This is a genomic window from Streptomyces sp. NPDC043853, assembly GCF_056436025.1.
Map to the genome: position 1 here is coordinate 280325 of NZ_JBWKDJ010000003.1, position 21582 is coordinate 301906.

The 21582-nt window shown below is 71.6% G+C and carries 20 protein-coding genes and 2 tRNA genes; 8 read left to right on the forward strand and 14 right to left on the reverse strand.

The annotated features are described in order from the left end of the window. Window positions 1–3 precede the first annotated feature (3 nt). The 4 genes from AC067U_RS10015 to AC067U_RS10030 all read left to right on the forward strand — a co-directional run bounded on the left by AC067U_RS10015 (window position 4) and on the right by AC067U_RS10030 (window position 2473). The gene (locus tag AC067U_RS10015) at window positions 4–606 is read left to right on the forward strand and encodes a DUF3566 domain-containing protein (RefSeq protein WP_478829160.1); all 603 of its coding nucleotides are present in this window, start codon (window positions 4–6) and stop codon (window positions 604–606) included. A 70-nt stretch (window positions 607–676) separates the two neighbouring features. Beyond that, window positions 677–750, forward strand: a tRNA-Ile gene (locus AC067U_RS10020). Window positions 751–898: 148 nt separating this feature from the next. Next, window positions 899–1033: a DLW-39 family protein gene (locus tag AC067U_RS10025; protein WP_208809277.1), complete on the forward strand. Its 135-nt coding sequence runs from the start codon at window positions 899–901 to the stop codon at window positions 1031–1033. 123 nt (window positions 1034–1156) lie between these two features. Beyond that, a complete protein-coding gene (locus AC067U_RS10030; protein WP_478829161.1) occupies window positions 1157–2473 on the forward strand; it encodes a hypothetical protein in 1317 nt (438 codons plus the stop codon). A gap of 14 nt (window positions 2474–2487) precedes the next feature. Here the strand turns inward: AC067U_RS10030 and AC067U_RS10035 are convergent, their stop codons facing one another. Continuing rightward, window positions 2488–3813: a serine/threonine-protein kinase gene (locus AC067U_RS10035; RefSeq protein ID WP_478829162.1), complete on the reverse strand. Its 1326-nt coding sequence runs from the start codon at window positions 3811–3813 to the stop codon at window positions 2488–2490. Between the two features lie 58 nt (window positions 3814–3871). Then, window positions 3872–4420: a helix-turn-helix domain-containing protein gene (locus AC067U_RS10040; protein ID WP_478829163.1), complete on the reverse strand. Its 549-nt coding sequence runs from the start codon at window positions 4418–4420 to the stop codon at window positions 3872–3874. Window positions 4421–4581: 161 nt separating this feature from the next. Here AC067U_RS10040 and AC067U_RS10045 point away from each other — a divergent pair. After that, window positions 4582–4654, forward strand: a tRNA-Ala gene (locus AC067U_RS10045). 95 nt (window positions 4655–4749) lie between these two features. Here the strand turns inward: AC067U_RS10045 and AC067U_RS10050 are convergent. Continuing rightward, the gene (locus AC067U_RS10050; RefSeq protein WP_478829164.1) at window positions 4750–6096 is read right to left on the reverse strand and encodes a hypothetical protein; all 1347 of its coding nucleotides are present in this window, start codon (window positions 6094–6096) and stop codon (window positions 4750–4752) included. A gap of 186 nt (window positions 6097–6282) precedes the next feature. Between AC067U_RS10050 and AC067U_RS10055 the strand changes: the two genes are divergently transcribed. Further along, entirely contained in the window at window positions 6283–7272 is a 990-nt protein-coding gene (locus tag AC067U_RS10055) for a LuxR family transcriptional regulator (protein WP_478829165.1), read from the forward strand. An 8-nt stretch (window positions 7273–7280) separates the two neighbouring features. Here AC067U_RS10055 and AC067U_RS10060 read toward each other — a convergent pair whose 3' ends face one another. The 9 genes from AC067U_RS10060 to AC067U_RS10100 form a co-directional block, all read right to left on the reverse strand. After that, complete coding sequence (locus AC067U_RS10060; RefSeq protein WP_478829571.1) at window positions 7281–8078, reverse strand: alpha/beta fold hydrolase; 798 nt, start codon at window positions 8076–8078, stop codon at window positions 7281–7283. Window positions 8079–8080: 2 nt separating this feature from the next. Further along, entirely contained in the window at window positions 8081–9481 is a 1401-nt protein-coding gene (locus AC067U_RS10065; RefSeq protein WP_478829166.1) for a uracil-xanthine permease family protein, read from the reverse strand. Further along, on the reverse strand, window positions 9471–10772 hold the full coding sequence (locus tag AC067U_RS10070; RefSeq protein ID WP_478829167.1) for an ATP-grasp domain-containing protein: 1302 nt from the start codon (window positions 10770–10772) through the stop codon (window positions 9471–9473). The genes AC067U_RS10065 and AC067U_RS10070 overlap by 11 nt, the downstream gene beginning before the upstream one ends. Then, a complete protein-coding gene (locus tag AC067U_RS10075) occupies window positions 10772–12004 on the reverse strand; it encodes an ATP-grasp domain-containing protein (protein ID WP_478829168.1) in 1233 nt (410 codons plus the stop codon). The genes AC067U_RS10070 and AC067U_RS10075 overlap by 1 nt, the downstream gene beginning before the upstream one ends. Window positions 12005–12095: 91 nt before the next feature. Further along, the gene (locus AC067U_RS10080) at window positions 12096–13436 is read right to left on the reverse strand and encodes an MFS transporter (protein WP_478829169.1); all 1341 of its coding nucleotides are present in this window, start codon (window positions 13434–13436) and stop codon (window positions 12096–12098) included. Window positions 13437–13472: 36 nt separating this feature from the next. Continuing rightward, complete coding sequence (locus AC067U_RS10085; RefSeq protein WP_478829170.1) at window positions 13473–14483, reverse strand: isopenicillin N synthase family dioxygenase; 1011 nt, start codon at window positions 14481–14483, stop codon at window positions 13473–13475. Window positions 14484–14526: 43 nt separating this feature from the next. Beyond that, window positions 14527–15087: an LOG family protein gene (locus AC067U_RS10090; RefSeq protein WP_478829171.1), complete on the reverse strand. Its 561-nt coding sequence runs from the start codon at window positions 15085–15087 to the stop codon at window positions 14527–14529. A gap of 19 nt (window positions 15088–15106) precedes the next feature. Continuing rightward, complete coding sequence (gene thyX, locus AC067U_RS10095; RefSeq protein ID WP_478829172.1) at window positions 15107–15868, reverse strand: FAD-dependent thymidylate synthase; 762 nt, start codon at window positions 15866–15868, stop codon at window positions 15107–15109. A gap of 86 nt (window positions 15869–15954) precedes the next feature. Further along, the gene (locus tag AC067U_RS10100; RefSeq protein WP_478829173.1) at window positions 15955–16128 is read right to left on the reverse strand and encodes a hypothetical protein; all 174 of its coding nucleotides are present in this window, start codon (window positions 16126–16128) and stop codon (window positions 15955–15957) included. 277 nt (window positions 16129–16405) lie between these two features. On the opposite strand from AC067U_RS10100, the gene AC067U_RS10105 reads away from it, so the two are divergent. After that, window positions 16406–17539 (forward strand): IS701 family transposase, encoded by a 1134-nt coding sequence (locus AC067U_RS10105; protein WP_478829174.1) that lies wholly within the window; start codon window positions 16406–16408, stop codon window positions 17537–17539. On the opposite strand, the gene AC067U_RS10110 is transcribed toward AC067U_RS10105, so the two are convergent. Then, window positions 17515–19443: a helix-turn-helix domain-containing protein gene (locus AC067U_RS10110; protein ID WP_478829572.1), complete on the reverse strand. Its 1929-nt coding sequence runs from the start codon at window positions 19441–19443 to the stop codon at window positions 17515–17517. The genes AC067U_RS10105 and AC067U_RS10110 overlap by 25 nt on opposite strands. A 287-nt stretch (window positions 19444–19730) precedes the next feature. Here AC067U_RS10110 and AC067U_RS10115 point away from each other — a divergent pair, with 287 nt between their 5' ends. Continuing rightward, window positions 19731–20507 (forward strand): methyltransferase domain-containing protein, encoded by a 777-nt coding sequence (locus tag AC067U_RS10115; RefSeq protein WP_478829175.1) that lies wholly within the window; start codon window positions 19731–19733, stop codon window positions 20505–20507. Here the strand turns inward: AC067U_RS10115 and AC067U_RS10120 are convergent. Further along, window positions 20500–21465, reverse strand: coding sequence for a transaldolase family protein (locus tag AC067U_RS10120; protein WP_478829176.1), 966 nt, complete (start codon window positions 21463–21465; stop codon window positions 20500–20502). The two genes, AC067U_RS10115 and AC067U_RS10120, sit on opposite strands and share 8 nt — an antisense overlap. Window positions 21466–21582: the final 117 nt, after the last annotated feature.

A 21582-nucleotide genomic window follows, 5' to 3' on the forward strand; every position in this document is an offset into this window, starting at 1 on the left:
AGCGTGAGTGGAGCCACGGGCGCCGGAGCGGCCACGACCGGAGATAGCGGTGCCCGTGGCCCCGCCGCGGACGCGCAGGGAGCGACAACCGTGACGGACACCCGAGGGCCGCAGTCGTCGGCGGAGGCCGGCCAGGAGCGTCCCGCTCAGCCGTACCACCCGCCGCAGGCGTACGCGGCGCCGGCGGGCCCCGGAGCGCAGCGCAAGCCGCGCCCGGGGGCCCGTACGACGCCCAGGACGCGCAAGGCGCGGCTGCGGGTGTCCAAGGCCGACCCCTGGTCGGTGATGAAGGTCAGCTTCCTGCTGTCGATCGCGCTGGGCATCTGCACCATCGTGGCCTCGGCGGTGCTGTGGATGGTCATGGACGCGATGGGCGTCTTCTCGACCGTCGGCGGCACCATCTCCGAGGCCACCGGGTCGAACGAGTCGAACGGCTTCGACCTACAGTCGTTCCTGTCGCTGCCGCGGGTGCTCGTGTTCACCTCGGTGATCGCGGTCATCGACGTGGTCCTGATGACGGCGCTGGCCACCCTGGGCGCCTTCATCTACAACCTCTCGGCGGGCTTCGTGGGCGGTGTGGAGCTCACTCTCGCCGAGGACGAGTAGGGCCCTGACCAGCGATTTGGGAACTCCCGGGTCTGTGCGCTAATCTTCAGGAGTCAGCGCGCAGCGCGGAGGGGCTATAGCTCAGTTGGTTAGAGCGCATCCCTGATAAGGATGAGGCCACAGGTTCAAATCCTGTTAGCCCCACAGTACGGTTACGGCCCGGCGGAGATTCTCCGCCGGGCCGTTGCCGTTTGATCGTCAGGGTCGTTCCCAGATAACCGATCGGTATCGGTCGGTGTGTATTGTTGGGCGCCAGAAGACTCCTACGTCAATGAGAGACGAGGTTCGCGCGGTGAAGAAGCTTCTCCTGGTCGCACTGGCCGCCATCGGCGGGCTCCTCGTGTACCGCCAGATCCAGGCGGACCGCGCCGAGCAGGACCTGTGGACGGAGGCCACCGACTCCGTGCCTTCCGGCTCCGGTGTGTGAGACCGAACGTTGTGACGCGAAGCCCCGGCCGCTTGAATGCGACCGGGGCTTCGTGCTGCCCGCGGCGCACGATTTCGTTTCGCTAATATTTTAGTTGCATTAGTAAATGTGGGGTGGGGTGTGATGGGTCGGGTCCGTGGAACGCTGGCCGCGGCCGGGGCCGTGGCCCTGTGCGCGGTGGTCACGGGTGCCGCGCCGGGTGCGGCGTACGCCGCCGGGGCCGACCCCGTACCGGAGTACCGGACGGGTCCGGGCGCACAGAAGGTCGAGGGCGGGGCGAACCGCGCGCTCGGGCCGCGGCTGGAGGCCGGCCGCTTCTACACCGACGCCGTCTCCCCGGGGCAGGAGCGGTTCTACGAGGTGCGCCTCGACGCCGCCTCCAGCGTCTACATCAGCGCGGTGGCCCACCCGAAGGGCACGGCCAAGGTCGCCTACGCGGACGGCATCGAGCTCGACCTGATCGACACCGACGGCCAGTCCTGCGCCAGTCCCGAGGGCGTCAACTTCTCCTCCTCCGAACAGGCCCGGCCGCTCGCCGACGTGGCCGTCCGCCGGTTGGAAGAGGACGGCAAGTGCCAGCAGGCCACCAGCTACTACGTGAAACTGACCCGGACCAGCGCCAAGGATTCCGACCAGGCCTCCTGGCCGGTGGAGCTCCACGTCCAGCGGGAGCCCGCGCTGAAGGGCGGCAACGCCCCGCAGAGCGGGCCGAGCGTCTGGCCGTCGGCGCCCGTGACACCGCCGTCCGACCAGCGCGTGGTCCGCCGGGGCGGCACCGGCTTCAACGACGCACGAGCCATCGGGACGGGCGTCTGGGGCGACTCGGTACGGCCCGGGCAGACCCTGTTCTACCGGGTGCCGGTGGACTGGGGGCAGCAGCTGAGCATCAGCACCGAGCTGACCGGCGGCAAGCTCACCAAGTCGTCCGGATACGCCGGCAACGCCCTGATCACCGAGGTCTACAACCCGACCCGGATGATCGTGGCCGAGGTCGACGAGTCGTACGACGGGAAGTTCGCCAAGGCGGAGATCGGTCCGCTGGCCCCGGTGGCGTACGAGAACCGCTTCTCGGACACGACCGCGATCCGGCCCGTCCGCATCGCCGGCTGGCACTACTTGGCCGTGACCGTGAACAAGAAGGTCGGCGAGTTCACCGCCGAGGGCACCCCGTTGGAGCTGACCATGCGGGTCAAGGTCGGCGGGACTGCCAAGGCCGCGCCGGCCTACGCGGAGGGCCTCGACGGGGCCGGTCTCGGGGTCGGCGAGGACGACCGGGCGGCGGCCCGCGAGGGGCTGACCGCGCCGGAGGCCGCCGAGGCGGCGGACACCCGCTCGGTGATGGGCGTGGTGGCCGCGGCCGGCTTCGGCGCCGGCACGGTGCTGCTGCTCGTGCTGGGCGGCTGGAAGCTCATCGCCCGGCGGTCGGCCGCCTCGGCCTGACGTGCGGCCCCGGCCTACATCCGGGTCAGGGCCCAGACGCCCACGGCGTAGCAGGCCAGGGCGGAGAGCAGCAGGGTCAGGGCGACCCGGCCGGACGGGCCGGACATCCGTCGGGCGGCCGGTGCCGGGGCCGGGGCCGGCGCGGGCATCGGCGCCTGGGCCGGCGGCTGCACGGGCATCGGGGTGGTGGGCCCCGGCACGGCCGGCGGCGCCAGGTGGAAGCTGCCGGTCGCCGAGGGGTACGACTGCTGCGGCGCCGGCCGGTACGGGTGCTGTGGCTGCTGTGGCTGCTGTGGCTGCTGAGGCTGCTGAGGCTGCTGCGCGGAGGTCCGCGTCGGCTCGGCGGCGATGCCCGGGCCGGCGTGGTGGGCGGAGAGCACGGTGGGCTCGGCCGGGTGCGGTGCCGCCTGTGCCGGGACCACCGGAGCGGTGGGGGAGTCGGAGGTGACCGCCGAGGTGGTCTGCGGTCCCTGCGGGCCGAATCCGGCGGGCAGCGGGCCCAGCTGGTCGAAGACCTCGATCGCGGCCTGGTCCGGATCGTCCGGGGGCAGGAGCTCCACGGCCTCGGCAAGGGCCTTGCGGGCCCCTGTGGACGTCTTGAAGCGGGCCTGCGGGTCCGGCTGCAGCAGGGTGGCCACGACCTGCCACAGAGCCGCGGGGACCCCCTCAGGGGCGCCCGGGGTGCCATGGGCCCGGAAGTGGTCCACCAGGGCCTGTGAGTCGGGCTTGCGGCCCTGCAGGAGGTAGAGGGCGACCAGTCCGACGGCGAACAGGTCGGCGGGGAAGTCGGGCTCGGCGCCGAGGAGTTGTTCGGGGGCGAAGTAACCAGGGGTGCCGACCACGTAATTGGTCTCGGTCAGCCGGGGCTCGCCCTTGCGCATGGAGATCCCGAAGTCGGACAGCCGCAGGTGCGGCCGTCCCGTACCGGTGGCCTCCATCAGGATGTTGGCGGGCTTGATGTCGCGGTGGACGACGCCCTCCGCGTGCACCGCCGCGAGCCCGGACAGCAGCTGGTCGAGGAGGGCGCACACGAACCGCGGGGGCAACGGGCCGTAGTCCCCGATGACATGGCCCAGCGAGCCGCCGCTGACCAGGTCCATGGTGAACAGGACCTTGTCGTCGTCCGCCGCCCAGCTGGCCGGGGCCAGCACGTGCGGGTGGTCGATGCGAAGGGCCTGTTCACGCACGAAGCGGAGCAGGGTGTGGGCGTCGCTCTGCAGGAGCACCTTGGCGGCGACGTACCGGCGGCGCCGGTGGTCCCAGGCGCGCCAGACCGCTCCGGCTCCACCCCGTCCGATCGGATCGATCAGTTCGTACCGACCGGCGAAGATCTCACCCATCCGCGCGCCCGTCCCCCGTACTTCCGCTACCGCTGTTGCCGCTCTGCCGCCGCTGCCGTCAGTTCTGGTGCGCCTCGTAGTGGGCGACCGCGTCGGCGGTGCGCCCGGCTCCGTACACCCGGAGGAACTCTGCCAGTTCCGGGTGGCTGGGAGCGAGGGAGTCCGCCGCGTCGATGATGTCGCCGGCCGCGGACACGGACCGCAGCAGCGACTGGATCTCGCGGACGACCCGCTTGACGGTCGGCGCGCCGGAACCGGTGGTGGTCTGGCCGCTGTTGCTGAGGACGGAGCCGCCCTGGGTCTTCTTGATCTCGTCCATCCGGTCGGTGGCCTCGGCGGCGCTCACGCTGCCGTCGGCGACCTGTCCGGCGAGCTCCTGCAGGGCCTGGACCCGCTGGACCACGGCCGGGTTTCCGATCTTCGCGCGCTGGCCGCTCATCAGCTGGGAGAGCATGGGTGCGGACAGTCCGAGGACGGCAGCCAGGCGGGCCTGGTTCAAGCCGAGATCATCTATGAGCCGGCGGAAGAGCGCGCCGAGCGGCTCCCCGTACCAGCTGCGCTGAAGTTCTCTGGCTCTGGCGGTTGCCTCTTGCTGTACTGCGTCCACGCTCACTACTCCCCTTCGCTGGTGCGAACCTCGCGAGCATCTTACGGAGAGTGGTCGCATGGCGGGAGTCCCTATCATTTTGCGGGATCAGGGGGTAAACCCGGTACTCTTGGGTGCGGACGTGGCCGTACCCTCCTGGGTAGCGGATCCGTCCGTTTTCCGGGGCCTTAGCTCAGTTGGTAGAGCGCTGTCTTTGCATGGCAGATGTCAGGGGTTCGACTCCCCTAGGCTCCACGGCTACACCCCCTTCGACCAGCACAAACGCGGTCGGAGGGGGTGTTTGCGTACCGTCCCGGCCGTGGTGGGGGGGTGCGGCCGGGACGGTGGGTTCACGCGCCGGTGTGGAAACAGGTGGTGAACCGGGCGCCGTTGGCGAGGCTGACCACGCCGGCCTCCGGGTCGGCGATGCCGCGGATGAAGGAGCCGCCGTAGCCGTGGTCGGCCAGGAAGACGCCCCAGTTGAGGACGACCGGCTCGGTGCGGCCGGAGCCGTCGCCGACCGGGAAGTCCTCGGTCACCGGGCGCACCCGGCGCTGGACGATGTACGGGCCGCCCAGGGCCTGCTCCGCCTTCGCCCGCCACTCGGCCTCCGGGGTGCGCCAGCCCGCGAGCACGTCGAGGCCGCCGTGTGAGGCGGTGGCCTTGATCACCAGCTCCTCACGGTGCTCGATGACGTGGTCGAGCAGGTCCACCCGCGCTCCGTCCGGGGCGTCGACCTTGCCGTCGCGCAGCATCCGCGTCCAGGGGAGGAAGGATTCGACGAGGGCGATTTCGGCGGCATCGAAGTGGTGCCGGTTGGCCTCGTCGCTGAGCAGGGCCAGGCAGCCCTTGCTGCCGTAGAGCTCCACCTCCAGGGGGGCGAACAGGTGCACCCGGCCCTCCTCCGCCGCCCGGAGCACGGGGGCCGCCAGCTCGGTGTCGTCGCCGGCCAGCAGGTCCTCGATCACGAACCAGCGGTGCACCAGGTCGATGCGGCGGCCGTGGACGTAGAGGCCGTCGGGACGGTCCTCGACCTGGCCGGCGTGGCACGGGATGGCCTCGATGCCGTGCGCGTCGAGCAGCTCGGCCATCACCCTCAGGCGAGGCTCGAGGGTGGGGAAGCTGTTGGGCCAGTCGACCAGGGCGACCACCGGACGGGCGTCGAAGTCCAGCGCGGGGAACTCCTCGCGCCACATGTCCACCAGCAGCTGGAGGGTGTCGACGTGGCCGAGGCCCTCCCGCGCCACGAACCCGGCCACGTGCGGGTGCCGCAGCATGGCGTGGTTCATCAGCTGGGTGTCGAACCCGCCGAGCGGGCTGCCCACGTTCAGTTCCAGCAGCTTGAAGCCGTCCGCCTCCTGGTAGAGGTCGGAGCGGGCCATGCGCGGGACCCGGCGCGGCGTGCCGTCGGGCCGCAGGACCGTGTCGATCTGCAGGGGCGACCAGCCGACGGCGGCCGCGAGGGCCCGGATGTCGCCGTTGTGCATGCGGGCGGGCAGCGAGAGCAGGATGTCGTAGAGCCGGCTCAGCCGGTCGCCGAGGTCCTCGGCGACCGCCCGGTCCAGGAACGCCGGCCGCGTCAGATAGCCCTCGCCCAGGGCGGAACGCAGCGAGTCGTCGGCGGCGCACAGCCCGGCCAGGGACTCCGCGGGCGGGTTGCCGGCGAGGTAGGAGCGGGTCGTGGGGTTGGCGGCCATCGAGGATGCCTCTCTTTCGGACAAGGGGAAGGGGGTCGGAAGGGGACCGACAGCGGGGCTGTTGTCCCGGATCGGCAGGTTTTCGGAGGTCAGCGGGTTTCTGAACGTGATCGACTTAACGCCGAGAGTCAGCGCGGGGTCGGGAATGATTGACCTGATTCATTCGTAGGACCAGAGGAATACGGCATGCAGGCGACCGCAACGCTGCCCCCGAACGGCCAGACCCCCGGGTTCCCCGCCCTGACCGCGTCCGCCCGTGAGCTGTACGCGGCCTGTCTGCGCGCGGGAGGCCCCCCGGAGGACACCGCCCCCGAGGCCCTGGACCGGCTGGTCCGCCTCGGTCTGCTCGTGCAGAGCCAGACGGAACCGGGCCGGCTGGCTCCGGTGGACCCCAAGCTGGCCGAGGCGCGGCTCGGCGCCGCGTGGCGGACGGCGGCACTCCAACTGCTGGAACAGGCCGGTGACCTGTCCGAGGCGTTGGCCCCGCTGATCGCGGAGTTCCAGGGGAACAGCGCACCCGTCCAGGAGAGCGAAGCCCTGGTCCACCTCCAGGGCAAGGGACTGATCAGTGCCTGTGTGGACGAGGCGGTCAGCCGCTGCACCCAGGAGCTGATCACCGCTCAGCCCGGCGGCGGCCGCCCGCCAACCACCCTGAACGCGGTGGGGCCGAACGTGCGGGCGGCCCTCTCCCGGGGCGTCTCGGTGCGCACGCTGTACCAGCACACTGCCTGGCACGCGGGCCCCACCCGTGAGTTCGTCGAGGACATGAGCAGGCTCGGCGCCCAGGTACGGACGCTGGACGAGTTCTTCGAGCGCCTGATCATCGTCGACCGCAGGACCGCCTTCCTGCCCGCCTCAGCCGACCGCAGCGAGGCGGTGATGGTGCAGGATCCGGCGGTCGTCGGCTTCCTGGCGGACGTCTTCGACCGCAGCTGGCAGCGGGCCACGGAGTTCACCGGCCGACGGACCCCGGAGCGGTCGGTGGAGATCACCGGCCAGCTGCAGCAGCAGATCGTCCGCGGTCTGATCGAGGGGGAGAGCGACGCGGTCATCGCCAAGCGGATCGGCCTGAGCCAGCGCACCTACGCCTCCCATCTGGCTCGCATGAAGGAGGAGCTGGGCGTGGACACGCGGTTCCAGCTCGGCTACAAGCTGGCCAAGACCGGGGCGGCGTAGGCCACGTCCTAGGACACGGCCCGGCCGGTGCCGCCGGACGTCGGCTGCGCCAGGGCCTCGGCGGTGGCCCGTACGAACGCCTCGGGCTGGTCGAGCATGATGTTGTGCCCGGCGTCCGGGATCTCCCGCACCCGTACGCCGGCCGCGGCCAGTTCCTCCTCGCGGCCCGGAGCCTCGCCGCGCTCCCCGTGCAGCAGGGTGCGCGGTATCGGCAGTCCGGTCAGCATCTCCCGCATGGTCGGCACGGTCGCCGCGGCCAGGCGGACCGCGCTGCGGTGCAGGGCCAGCGGATCCGCGAGCCGCATGGTGACCGCCCAGCCGGAATGCACCCGCTCGAGGGTCTCCGCGAAGCCGCCGTCGAGGAACTCGGCCTCGGAGTAGGTGGCGATGCCGCTGCTGCCGGGCTTGCGGACCGCGACCATCGGGTCGAGGTTGGGCTCCGCGACCACCAGCCGGCCCACCAGCTCCGGATGCCGCTCGGCCAGCACGATGGCCACCGCGCCGCCCATGCTGTGCCCGATCACGTCGGCCCCGGACACCCCGGCCGCGCGCAGGGCGCCGGCCACGGTGTCGGCGTGGGACTCGAGGCCGTAGTCGAAGTCCGCCGGGCGGTCGCTGAGGCCGAAGCCGAGCATGTCGACCAGCAGGGACCGGTGGCCCGCCAGCAACGGGTGGGCCGCCACCCGGGCGTAGTAGGGGGAGGCCATCGCGCCGAGTCCGTGCAGGTACACGCGGGCCGGGTCGTTGCCGGGCAGTTCGACCCAGCGCAGATGGGCGCCGGACGGGGTCACTGCCGCCTGATGGATGCTCATACGGGTTGCCTTCTCCGTTCACTGGGGCTGCTGACGCGCCGGGCACCGCCGGTGTCGGGGACGGATGGTGCGGGGGTCCCCGAGCCACGGCGGAGCAGGTGGTGACCCAGCAGCACGACGAGGGTGCCCAGGGTGATCCCGGACAGCGAGAAGCTGTCCGTGACGTCCAGGGTGACCCCGCCGATGCCCGCGACGATCCCGGCGGCCGTCGGCACGAGGTTCACCGGATCGGTGAAGTCCACCTTGTTCTTCACCCAGATGTTCGCCCCGAGCAGTCCGATCATGCCGTACAGCACCACCGTGATGCCGCCGAGCACCCCGCCCGGCGTCGCGGCGACCAGTGCCCCGAACTTCGGGCACAGGCCCAGCAGGACCGCGGTCCCGGCCGCCACCCAGTAGGCGGCAGTGGAGTACACCCGGGTCGCGGCCATCACTCCGATGTTCTCCGCGAACGTGGTGGTGGGCGAACCACCGGCGCTCGCCGACAGGGCGGTGGCCAGTCCGTCGGCGGCCAGGGCCCGGCCGAGCGAGCCGTCCAGATCGCTCCCGGTCATGTCGGCCACGGCCTTCACGTGCCCGGTGTTCTCGGCGACCAGCGCGATCACCGCGGGCAGGGCCAGCAGGACCGCCGAGGTGGAGAGCGCCGGAGCGTGGAGCGAGGGCAGGCCGAACCAGTCGGCCGCGGCGACCGGGCCGAAGTCCACCCGGAAGTGCTCGCCGACCTTGCCGGTGGCGTCCGGTCCGGTCAGCGGCCCGCTGATCCGGTCGAGCAGCCAGGACAGGACGAAGCCGAAGACCAGGCCCAGGAGGACCGAGACCCGGCCCCAGAAGCCGCGCAGCAGCACCCCGCCGGCCAGCACCACCACCATGGTCAGCAGGGCCACCCACTGGTCCTGAGGCCAGTAGATCTCCGCCACCACGGGCGCCAGGTTGAAGCCGATCAGCAGCACCACGGCACCGGACACCACCGGGGGGAAGAGCCGGTGGACCAGGGTGGCTCCGGCCCGGTGGACCAGCAGCCCGGCCAGGGCCAGGACCAGGCCCGCCACCATGATCGCGCCGGTGACCAGGGCGCTGCCGCCGCCGGCCTCCCGGATCGCGGCCACGGCCCCGACGAAGGCGGCGCTGGTGCCCAGGTAACTGGGCACCCGGCCGCGGACCACCAGCAGGAACAGCGCGGTGGACACCCCGGACATCAGGATGGCCAGGTTGGGGTCCAGGCCCATGACGATCGGGAAGACGAACGTGGCGCCGAACATGGCCACCACGTGCTGGGCGCCGATGCCCGCGGTCCGGGACCAGCTGAGCCGCTCGTGGGGCATGACCGAGGCGCCGGGCAGCGGCACCGAACCGTCCCCGTGGACGGTCCAGCGCAGCCCCAGCCGGTCACGCCACACGGCGGACCTCCTCCTCCTGCTGCTCCTGCTGCTGCCGTTCCGCCAGCGCCCGGGCGGCCAGCTCCTTGATTCCGGCGATCACCTCGGGGGTGGTGAGACCGCACTCGGCCCGGAGCCCGTCGAGTACCGCGCCCAGTGCCGGGGCGTCGGCGAACTCGCAGGTGATGAGCATGTTGGGGTGGGTACGGCCGCCGACGTGGAAGTCGTTGGCGCGGACCACGTCCAGGCGGGCCCGGGCCGCCGCCAGCCGTTCCGGGGTCAGTTCCGCGACCGGGAACTGGAAGGCCAGCCTGCGGTGGACGGAGGCCGCGGCCTCCGCCGAGCTCCAGGTGCCCTGCAGCAGCTTCACCAGCTGGGCGTAGGTGTTGACCGACGAGCCCGCGATCGACAGCGAAGTCGCCCCGGACACCCGGGGGTTGATCTCCAGGATGTGGTAGGTGCCCTCGCTGTAGATCATGTCCACGTCCACGGCGCCGTGGACCCCGAGCCGCGTGCAGAGCTCCGTGAGCCGATCCGCGACCGGGGCGAAGTCGGCGTCGGCGGCCGGGCGCGGGGCCGAGTACCGCAGCTGCCCGAAGGCGAACTCCGGTGCGCCGCCGGCCGGACCCATCCAGCACAGGGGCTGGACGAAGTAGTCGCCGGGCCGTCCGATGATCTCCACCGAGCACAGCTCGCCGGTGACGCAGCGCTCCATCACCACGTTGCCGTCGTGCGGGCTGAGCAGGTACCGGTCGAGGTCGTCGGGACCGGCGAGGAAGGTGATCCCGTTGCCCATGCAGTCCCACAGCGGCTTGCACAGCACCGGGTAGCCGAGCCGGTCGGCCTTCCAGCGCAGGAAGCCGGCGTAGGCGGGGACGGGCAGGGCCCGGCTGTTGATCAGGTCGCCGTCGATCAGTACGCCCTCGGGGGTGACCAGATCGTGCTCCGCGAGGAGCCGCTTGGTCTCCCACTTGTCGGAGAGCAGGTGTGTGGCGTCGGCACCGGTCATCACCATCGGCACCCCGGCGGCGGTCAGCAGCTCCTTCACCAGGGCGTCCCGCATCGCGTTCTCGTCCGGGATGGACAGCGAGATCACCCCGTCGGCGCCCCATTCCAGCAGCCGGTCGGCCAGTTCGTCGGGGGTGACGTCAGGCTTCAGGCGCTCGGCGGTGCCCGGGAAGTCCTCCGGGCCGCAGTGGCCGTCGGTGTAGAAGAGCCGGGCCTCGGCTCCGTCCGGGAGGTCCCGCAGGGCGTCCAGATAGGGGAAGGCCTGCTGCACCTCGATGGAGCGGAGGAACGCGATGCGCCTCATCACTCCACCTCGACGGTGACGGATGCGAGCAGTTCGTCGGCCAGCCGGTTGACCTCGTCGGCGGAGTCGGCGCGGAGGATGACCTGGCCGACCCGGGCGAGGTTGTCGCGGGCGTCCTTCAGCTCGTCGCCGGGCTCCCGGTAGAGGACGGTCTCGACGACGGCCGGGCCCTCGGACAGTCCGTGCAGGCCCTTGAACACGCCGGCCCGCGGCGGGGTGAAGAACCGGATGGCGGCGGCGCCGTCCCGGGTGGGGGTGACGTCCGGGGTGTCGCCGAGGGCGATCTGGAGGTAGGCGCGGGGCTCGCTGACGCCGAGGGCGTGGTGGACGAGCTTCATGATGTGGTCGCCCGGCGGGCGGGCGCCGACCTCGATGACCTTCGCGGTCCCTTCGGGCAGCAGCTTCAGCTCGAGGTGGGCGATGCCGTCGGTGAAGCCCAGGGCCTTGAGGGCCTTCTCCACCGTGTCGAGGACGGCTTCCCGGGCCGCGGGGGTCAGCGCGGCGGGCACCGTGTGTCCGGTCTCGGCGCGGGCCGCGTCGTCGGTGGTGAACTTCTCCGTGATGGCCAGGTGGTGAACGGTTCCGCGGTGGACCGCGGACTCCACGCTGAACTCCTTGCCGCCGAGGTACTCCTGGATCAGCACGGTGGTGTCGAGGGGGATGCCGTGCGGGAACTCCACCGGCCAGGCGCCGGCCGACTCGAACGCCTCCTGGAGCTCCGCCGCCGAGTGGACCACCGAGACACCGACCGAACCGGCGTTCTCGGCGGGCTTGACGACCACCGGGTACTCCAGGCCGCTGTCGCGGATCGCGGCCTCGGCCTCGGCCAGGGAGTGGGCGGTCAGCGTCCGCGGTGCGGGGACGCCCGCCTCGCCGAACACCTCGGCCATCAGGCGCTTGTTGCGGCTGGCCTCGGCGAGGTCGACCCGGTGGCCCGGCAGGCCCAGGGCCGTGGCGAGCCGGGTGACGACCGGGGAGAGGAACTCCCAGCAGGCGACCACGCCGTTGACGCCGGTTTCGCGGGCGTACGCGGTGAGCTGCTCCACCGCCTTGTCCTGGTCGGAGAAGTCGGTGAAGACCACCTCGGAGATCTTCGACTTCACCTCCGGGCTGTAGCCCTCGTAGACGTCTTCGTGGGTGGCGACGACCGCCTCCACGCCGAGTTCCCGTGCGGCGTCGAGCAGGTCCTCGCCGGCCGTGCCGAGTACCTCGATGATCAGAACTTTCCTCATGAGTGATTCCTCGTGGTGACGTGTGTGGGAAGAGGAGCGGGATGGGTGGGCCGGCCGGCCCGGCGAGCCGCCGGCCCGCAGCGGGCGCCGGTCAGTTCGCCGGACCGGTCGCCGCCGTCGCCGCCGTCTCGGGCTCGGGCTCGGGCTCGGGCTCGGGCTCGTCGGCGGGGGCGGGCTCCCGCAGGCCCAGGCTCAGCGGCACCGCCAGCAGGCTCGCCGCGGCCAGGAACACCCAGGGCCATGCGGGGCCGACGTCGAGCAGGGCGGTGAGCACGACGGGCGCCAGCGCGCCGCCGATGGTCCAGGAGAGCTGGAAGGCGGCCAGGTAGCGGCCCCGGATGTGTTCCTGGGCCAGGGACACGCTCAGGACGTTGGACGGCGGGGTGCCGACCACCTCGGCCAGGGTGTAGACCAGGGTGGCCAGGACCAGGCCGGCCACCACGGCCCAGGACGGCAGCACGGCCAGGACGCCGAAGACCGCGAACGCCGCGGCGTTGATGACGGCGGCCAGCGCCAGCACCCGGGCCGGCTGGCGGTTCTCGGTCCAGCGGGTGACCACGGTGTTGACCACGGCGACCAGGACCATGTTGAGGACCACCAGCGCGCCCGCGATCCAGGCACCGGTGTCCAGTGCCTCGGTGACGTAGACGGCCAGCAGTACCGGCAGCACCATCGCCGCGAAGACGAAGGACAGGTTGGCGGCCACGAGCCGCATGTAGGCGCCGTCCTTGAGGACGTCGAGGTAGCCGCCCGAGGGGCGGGCCTGAGCGGACCCGGCAGCCGGCTTCCCGCCGGATGAGTCCGCCCCGTCCGCTCCCGCGGGCTTCCAGCCGACGATCAGCCAGCTCGCGACGAGGAACGCCAGCGAGCTGCCCAGGACCACGCCGCGCATGCCGGCGGTGTCGGCGACGGCCAGGGCGATGGCCGCTGCCGCCGCGCCGAACCCGCCGCCGATGTTGCGGAGCGATCCGATGAGGCCGAACCACCTGGTTCGCTCGCCGTCCTTGGCGGCGAGCACCACCAAGTCCCGGCTACAGGTCCAGTAGACGTTGGAGCCGGTCTGGACGAGCAGCTGGGCGATCACGATGTGCCATGCCTGGCTGGAGAACAGACAGCCAAGGAAGCCCACGCAGGACACGATGTTGCCGATGGCGACGACGGCTCGCGACCCGAAGCGGTCCAGCAGGGGGCCGACCAGGACGGGAACGGGGAGGCAGAGCAGCCGGCCCAGCGTCAGCGCCGCGCCGATCTCCACCAGGGGCAGGGAGGTCGTCTTGACGAAGAAGACGACGGTGAAGGCCAGGACCAGCCCGTTGCCCAGACTGTCAATGATGTTCGCGGCGAGGAACCGGCGGTTGCCGGTGAGGTCCGGCAGCCCGAGGGCCTCCCGGAACCCCTTGCGCCGTGCCGGCGCGGCTGTGCTCTGCTCCATGACTGCTACCTGTCTCTACTGGTCGGTGGCGCCCGGTCAGTCGCCGTACGCGCGGCGGAACTTGCCGGTGATGTACTCGCCCGAGCGCACCGGTGCGTGCCGGGGCGGGTTGTCCGGTCCGGTGCACGTGGGGATGCACTCGATGAGGGCGTCGTGGTTGGGCTGGTGGAAGAACGGCATCGAGTACCGCTCGGTGTGCGCCTGGGCGCGGCTGGGGTTGGTCACGCGGTGGACCGTGGAGACCCATGCCTCGTTGGTCCAGATCGCCATGAGATCGCCGATGTTGACCACGAAGGAGCCCTCGACGACGGGGACGTCCAGCCAGGTGTCCGTGGCCCGGTCCAGGACCTGGAGCCCGCCGGGGGCCTCGTCCTGGTAGAGGATCGTGAGGCTGCCCCAGTCGCTGTGGACGCCCTTGCGGAGCTGGCCGGGCAGGGGGGCGACCGGCTGCGGCGGGTAGTAGTTCGCCGTCAGGTTGGTCATGTGCTGGTCGATCTTGTCGTCGAACCAATGCTCGGGCAGGCCCAGACCCAGCGCGAACAGCCGCATGATCTCGGTGGCCAGGGCTTCCATCGCCGCGTAGTAGGAGAGGTACGCCTCGTTGAAGCCCGGGAGCTCCGGCCACCGGTTGGGGGTGCGCAGTCGCGGGTCCGCCTCCGCGGGGAGCGCGCCGACGGCCTCCGGCTCCCCGAGCCGGTTGAAGGTGTACGTCTCGGATACGTCGGGCAGAGCGCGCTCGTCCGGGACGGAGGCGTCGGCGTTGGACGCCGCCAGGCTCCCCTTCCGGCCGAATCCGCGCATCAGCGGGTCGGCGGGGTCGGCCAGCACCTCGTTCTTCCGGTCGAGCGGCAGTGCGAAGAACTCGCGGGTGGCCCGGTACATCTCCGAGATCACGTCCTCGGACACTCCGTGGCCGACCACGACCAGGAAGCCGCTGGTGCGGCACACCTTGTCGATGGTCTCGGCGACCTCGAGGCGACGCTGCGGGTCGCCCGAGCGGGCGCCGCCGAGATCGATGACGGGGACGTATCCGTCAAGGACCGTCACCGGTGAATGGGTCGGATGGACCGTCACTTGTTCTCCCTCTTTTTCATCCCCAGCGCGGTGGCGGGGCCTTCCATTGGTCGATCGCGGCGAAGAGTTCGGCGGAATTCGCCACGGGCATCAGGGAGCCCTCTTCCTCGGGTCGCAGGAATCCGCTCATGGCCATCCGCTGGGACATGCGGACCAGGCGGTCCCAATAGCCTTCGACATTCAGCAGGGTCACCGGCTTTTGGTGGTGTCCGAGCACCAGCCAGGCCCATACCTCGAGGATTTCCTCGACGGTTCCGACTCCGCCGGGCAGGGCGACGAAACAATCGCCCAGATCCGCCATCAGCTGCTTTCGCTCGTGCATCGAATCCACGACGTGCAGCTCGGTCAGACCGCGGTGCGCGACTTCGGCGTTGACCAGCGATCTGGGCATGACGCCGGTGACCCGGCCGCCCTCGGCGAGTGCGGTGTCCGCCACCACTCCCATGAGCCCGACGGCACCGCCGCCGTAGACGATCTCGTGGCCCGCGCGGACCACGTCCCGGGTGAACTGCTCCGCTGCCTCCCGGTAGACCGGCCGGTTGCCCGATGCCGATCCGGCGTACACGGTGATACGCACGTGTCCTCCCCGGAGGCGGTCAGGGGCTGACGCGCCCGTAGCTCTCGTACGCGGCGTGGGTGAGCGGCATGAGGCGGGCGAACTCGCTCTCCATCTGCTCGGCCACGATCTCCACCTCGCGCTGCGGGTGGGACACGTAGGTCGCGTCGGCGCGGTTGGTGCGCAGCGACAGGAAGTGCATCAGCGAGCGGGCGTTGCACGTCGCGTACACGGTCGAGTAAGTGGCCACCGGGAGCACGGTGCGGGCGAGCTCGCGGGCGATCCCGGCGTCGAGCATCCGCTGGTATTCGCGGAAGGCGGCCCGGTAGGCGGCGCTCGCCGAGGTGGAGACCAGCTCGTAGTCCTGTTCGGTGCCCGGGACGTACTGGTAGTGGCCGGGCTTTCCCTCCTGCTTCAGCAACCGGTCGCCGTCCGGCACGTAGAAGACGGATTCCAGGTCCTTGTAGCGGGCGCTCTCCTCGTTGAAGGACCAGGTGCGGTGCCGCATCATGTGCCGGATCGTGAAGATCGGCGCGTTGATGAGGAACGTCATGTAGTTGTGCTCGAAGGGGCTGCCGTGGCGGCTGCGCATCAGGTAGCGGATGAGCCCCTCGATGTAGCCGTCGCCGCGCTCTTCGCGGTGGGCGCGCTCGCCGGCGGTCGACACCCGGGCGGCACGGACCACGCCGATGTCGCTGGCGGAGGCGTCGACGAGCTCGACCGTGATACGGCTGCGCAGCTCGATCTCCGGGCCCGCGGCGACCTCGGCCGCCTCGGCCGGGTGTACGGGGGTCACGGTCATCTGTCTGTCTCCTCGGACGTGTGAATTACGGGCGGCTGTTTCCGCCGCAGGGCCATTCGTTGAAACGCGTGGGAACGCTCGGCGGGTCAGTCCCAGCCGGGGTCGAGGGAGACGACGGGTGCCTGCTGCGCACGGAGGGATTCATTCCGAATTCCCGCGTCGCCCTGCGCCGCCAGCAGCACCCCGCACACCATGGCGAAGGTCGCCAGGGACCACCCGATGAGGGTGCGGATGCGGCTGAGTGGCTGGAAGTTTTCCATGTGGCTGATTCCCCCTGAATTCTGCGGCCCGCTCTGTCTGCAGCGCCTACGGAAATACTTCGCTGCGGGGGGTGAACGCCGAAAGGTTCATGTCCTTGCACTGCACGGACATGCACCTGCCCGGGAATTCGGCGGCGGGCCGGTGGTGGCCGAGGCCGCACCGCGGCGGGGCAGGTGTGTGACGGGGGCACCTGGGCAGGCGGGGGTGGCGGGGCGCACCGTCGTGGGGATCCCGTCGGATGGGCGGGGTCCGGCTACGGGTGGGGGGATCGTGGGGATGCGCCTCGTACGGGAACACACGGCGTCAGATGACCGGACCGAACACAGCGCCGAACCCGGCGCCGGACTCAGCACCGAACTGTGCGCGGAACTCTTCGCCGCGCTGCCGCGCAGCGACCAGCGGCGCAAGGGCGAGCTGTACGTACGGGGGCTGCTGTCGGCCGGCGGCCGGAAGTCGATCCGCAACATCGCGGCCTGCGTGGGGGACCGGACGGCGGAGCAGAGCCTGCACCACTTCATCTCCTGCTCCACCTGGGACTGGACCCTGGTGCGGGCCGCCCTCGCCCGGCACCTGGAGGAGGTGCTGCGGCCGCGGGCCTGGGTGGCCCACTCGGTGGTCATCCCGAAGACGGGCCATCACACCGTGGGCGTGGAGCGGCGGTTCGTGCCGAGCCTCGGACAGGTGGTCAACAGCCAGCAGGCGTTCGGGCTCTGGGCGGCGAACGAGGCGGTGGGCGTGCCGGTGACCTGGCAGCTGATGCTGTCCGGGGACGCCCCGGAGTGCGTCGCCGAGGGCGCCCGGGAGGCCGGGGGATGGGTCGGGGGGCCCGTCCGGCCGGTGGTGCTGGACCTGCCGGACGCCGATCCGGCGGCGGCCGCGGCCCGGTTCGAGGCGGCCGGCCTGCCGTTCGTGATGTCCGTACGGGGCACCACCCCGGTGACGCCCGCGGCGCCGGACCTGCTGGGCGGCGGCGGCCGGGAGTTCACCGCGGAGCAGCTGCTGCGCACGGTGCGGACCCTGCGCCGCCCGGTGACCTGGCGGGACCCGGAGAGCCGGGCGGTGCGGACCGCCTGGGTGGCGGCGGTACCGGTGCGGCTGCCGGGGGCCCGTCGGCCGATGCTCCTGCTGGGCGAGTGGGACGGCTCCGGCACGCGGCCGGTGCGGTGCTGGACGACCAGGATGGTCACCGAGCCCTGGGGACGGCTGCTGCGGCTGACCCGGCTGACCCGGCGCGTCGCCCTCGACTTCGCGTCGGTCTCCACCCCGGTCGGCATGGTGGACTTCGAGGGCAGGTCCTTCGAGGGCTGGCACCGGCACACCACCCTGGCGTCCGTCGCGCACGCGGTGCGCGCGGCGGAGCGGGTCCCGGCCGGTGCCGGCAGGGTTCAGCCGGTGGCCCGGCCGGCCTGATCGCGGCGGCCGCGCAGGAGTGCGCGCCGGGTGCGCTGCATCTGGAGGGCCAGCTGGACCTCCAGTGCCTGTGACGGCTCCAGCCAGGAGGGGCCGAGGAGTTCGGTGATCCGCTCCAGTCGGCGGGAGACCGTGTTGGGGTGCACGTGCAGGCTCTCGGCGGCCCGGGTCGGGCTGCCGGCGGAGGCGAAGTAGGCCTCCAGGGTGCGCGCCAGGTCGGTGCGCTGCTGGGCGTCGTAGTCGAGGACCGGGCCGATGGTGTTGTTGACGAACTCGGCGGTGTTGGGGGTGTCGGACAGCAGCAGGCCGAGGAAGCCGAGCTCGCGGGGGGAGGCGGTGCCGCCCGTGCCGCCGAGGGCGGTGAGCGCGTCCAGGCAGCTGCGGGCCTCCTGGTAGGTGCGGCCGATCGCGGACAGCTCGGTGACCGGTCCGGCCGTGCCGACCGTGACCGGATGGTTGAGGGCGGTGGACAGCTCCTGGGAGGCGGCCTTGCCCGCCGCCCCGGGGTCGGTGCCGGGGACCAGCAGGACGAGGGAGCCGGAGTCCACGCTCTTGAGGCCGGAGTGCTGGTGCGCGTAGGAGGAGGCCCAGATGACGGCCCGGCCCAGCGAGCCGCCTTCCGGGCGGGCGACCACGACGACGTGCGGGCCGTCGAGGTTCACGCCGAGGCGGCGGGCGCGTTCGGCGAGCTTGGCCGCCGGCAGCTGGTCCTCCTTGAGGAGGTCGTTGAAGAGCTCGTCGCGGACCTGGCCCTCGGCGGCCGCGGCACTGCGCTGCATGAGCAGGACCAGGGCGGCGGTCTGGGCGACCAGGCCGAGGAGCTGGACGCGCAGGTCGTCGTCGACGGGGCCGTCCTGGCCGTCCTGGTCACCGGGGGCCGGGGTGAGCAGCAGGGTGCCGAGCATTTCCTGACCGGCCGCGGCGGGGGCGGCCCACACGCCGGCCGGGGTGCGGACGGGGCGGCGGTCGGTATGGGCGTCCAGGGAGGCCGCCCGTACGGCTTCCTCGTCGAGCGGCGGTACGTCCTCGGAGGCGGCGAGGGTGCGACCGCCGTGGTCGCGGATGGTGAGGGTGCCGCCGAGCAGGGTCGCGGCTTCGGTGGCGAGGGTGCGCAGGCCGCCGCCCTCCAGCACGAGGTCGATCAGGCGGCTGTGGGTGCTGCGCAGCCGGTTGGCGATGGCCGAGGAGTCCATGGCCCGGGAGGTGTTGAGCTCCAGGCCGGCGACTTCGTCGCGGGCCTGGTCGAGCAGCCGGGTCTTCTCGATGGCCACGGCTGCGAGGTCGGCGAGGGAGCTCATCAGGGAGAGCTCGTCGGGGTCGAAGTGGCGGACGCGCCGGCCGGCCACGTAGAGGTTGCCGAGCTCGCTCTCCTCGTGCCGGAGCGGCACTGCCATGATCGCGTGGAGGCCCTCGGCCCGGACCACGTTGTCGATGACGGGGGAGTGGACGAAGGTTTCGTCGCGGAGGTAGTCCCCCGACCAGAAGGGGGCGGACCGCTTCCGGGCCTGCAGGCCGACGCCGCCGGTCATGGGCACTTCGAAGCCGATGGTGATCGACGAGGTGTGGCCGTCCGCGGCGCGGACGACGGACCGCCGCCTGGGGAAGTCGTGGAAGGTCACCCAGGACATGTCCAGGCCCAGCAGCAGCCGGGCCCGGCGGGTGATCACCTTGAGCAGGGTGTCGAGGTTGTACGGATGTGTCAGGTCGCGTGCGGTGTCGACGAGGGCACTGAGGCCGGCCTCGCGCTGCTGGCGGCGGGCGAACAGTCCCCGGATGTTCAGCGAGAGATCCTTGGCGCGGACCAGCCGCTCGAGTTCCTCCGGCTCGGCCCCCGCCTCCCGGATTTCCTGCACCACGCGCTCGAAGTCCTCGGCAGGTGCCTCACGCGCCAGCAGTTCGAGCATTTCGGACACGCCGGTATGTGGCTCTCGGCTTACCGACATCACGCATCGTCCCCCATCGACGTCCACTGTGGTGCCTGCCCGGTCGCGAACGTAGTCGCGTCAACAGGCCCCGGTCAACCTGGTCTTGACCCAAGAATGCCAGGTCAGAGCGGGGCGCGGTGGTGCGAGCACCGGGCCGTGTACGGGAAGCGGTTACCTGGGCACCTTTTGGCGGCACCCGATGCCCGATCAGTCTGGGGATGCGCATCACGTCTTGTTGCCGCACCACTGTCCGACCGGGGGAACGCATGATTGAGACCAAGCGCTTCGAGAGATCCCTGCAGCGCAGCCGCATGTCACTCAGCCGGCCTGACCGGCCCAGGGTGTTCGCGCTGCGGGGGCGGGAGTGGGACCTGCTGGACGAGGTGTTCGCGCCGGTGTTCTGCCCGTCCACCGACGTGGCGGTGGACTTCCTGGAACTGGACGGTCCCGCCGCGCGGCCGGTGCCGCGCGGTGCCTCGTTCCTGGAGATCGGTTGCGGTTCCGGGGTGACCGCGGTGATGGCGGCGCTGGCCGGATACGACCATGTGGTGGCGGCGGACATCAGCCCGCGCGCGGTGGAGAACGCGGCGGTGAACGCCGAACGGCACGGTGTGGAGGACCGGTTGAGGGCGGTGCACAGCGACCTCTTCTCCGGGCTGGCCTCCGACGAACGCTTCGACCTCGTCTTCTGGAGTTCCAACTACGTGCTGGCGCCGGAGGACTACCAGTACCAGTCGGTGCACGAGCGGGCCTATGTGGACACCGGGTACCGGGCACACCGCCGGTTCCTGGAGCAGGTGCCGCACTGGCTCACTGCGACCGGCTCCGCGCTGCTGCACTTCAGCGACCGGGGCGACCTGGAGGAGCTCCGCCGGATCGCCGACGAGTGCGGACGGGAACTGACGTTGCTCCGCAGCATGCCGGTACAGGAGCCGGAGTACGGCGGCGACGTGGTGGAGCACATGCTGTTCCAGATCCGGGTGGCCCGGGCGCGTACGGAGGCTGCGGAACGTCCGGTGGGTCCGGGAGCCGCGGTCAGCTGAGGATCCAGGACTCCTGGAGTCGGCGCAGTTCGGCGGCCGCCAGGGCGTCGCCCACCTCGGCCGTCCGCACCCCGAGGGTCTCCAGCCGGTCGAGGTCCCGGCGGGCTTCCTCGTGGGCGTTCAGCAGGGTGTCGCCCTGGAGGTCCGCCTGGGCCGCGGCCTCCTCCAGCGCCCCCAGCCCGGCGACCTGGCCGGTGTTGCTGCCGACGAGTCCGCTGATGTGCCGGGGGGCGACGGCGGTCCACAGCAGTCCCGGGGGGACGGCCCCGGCCGCGCGCAGGACGCGCCACCAGTTCCCTCCCAGCCGTTCCTCGCGGATCCGGTAGATGGTGCGGGCGAGCGCGACGCCGGCGGTGTCCCGGGCCTGCTCGGCGAGCGCCGACTGTCCGGCGAGGGCCGAGAGGCGGTCGTTGACCTCGGCGTCGAGCAGGCCGACCGGGACCGAGGCCACGGCGACCACCGGGCCGAGCGGGCGGCCGGCGGCCATGGCCCGTTCCATGCCGGCGAGATAGGAGGTGAGGACCTCCTCGTACCGTTCGGCCGAGAAGACCAGGTCGGTGTCGATCCCGATGCCGAGGGCCAGGCAGTTCTCCATGGCGGCCAGCCCGGCGGGGGTCGCCGCGATGCGGACCAGCACGTTGGGGCGTCCGACCTCGGTCTGGATGGAGCGGGCCTCGGCCACGACGGCCTCCGCGTCATGGGCGATCCGGGGGTCGACGGGTACGGACACCCGGCCGTGGCGCCCCTCGCTGCGGAGGTACGTGTCCCAGAGGGTGTCGCAGGCGCGACGGGCGATCTCCGGGTCGGCGCTCGCCGCCACGGCGCCGTGCAGCAGCGCGGTTCCGGCCGGTGAGTTCAGCGTGCCCGGCAGGAACCGTGTGTCGCCTCCGGCCAGCCAGGGCGACACTCCCTCTGCCGCCAGCTGTTTCAGCAGGGTAATGGCAGGTTCGCTCATCATGGGGCGAGCGTAGGGCCGCCTGCTTGCACACTGGTCAATTTCCCGGCTTCCTTGTCAGGTCGGGATTTTCCGCCCCTGTGAGGATCTGTGGAGGGCCCCGGACGCCTCCGGCAGAGG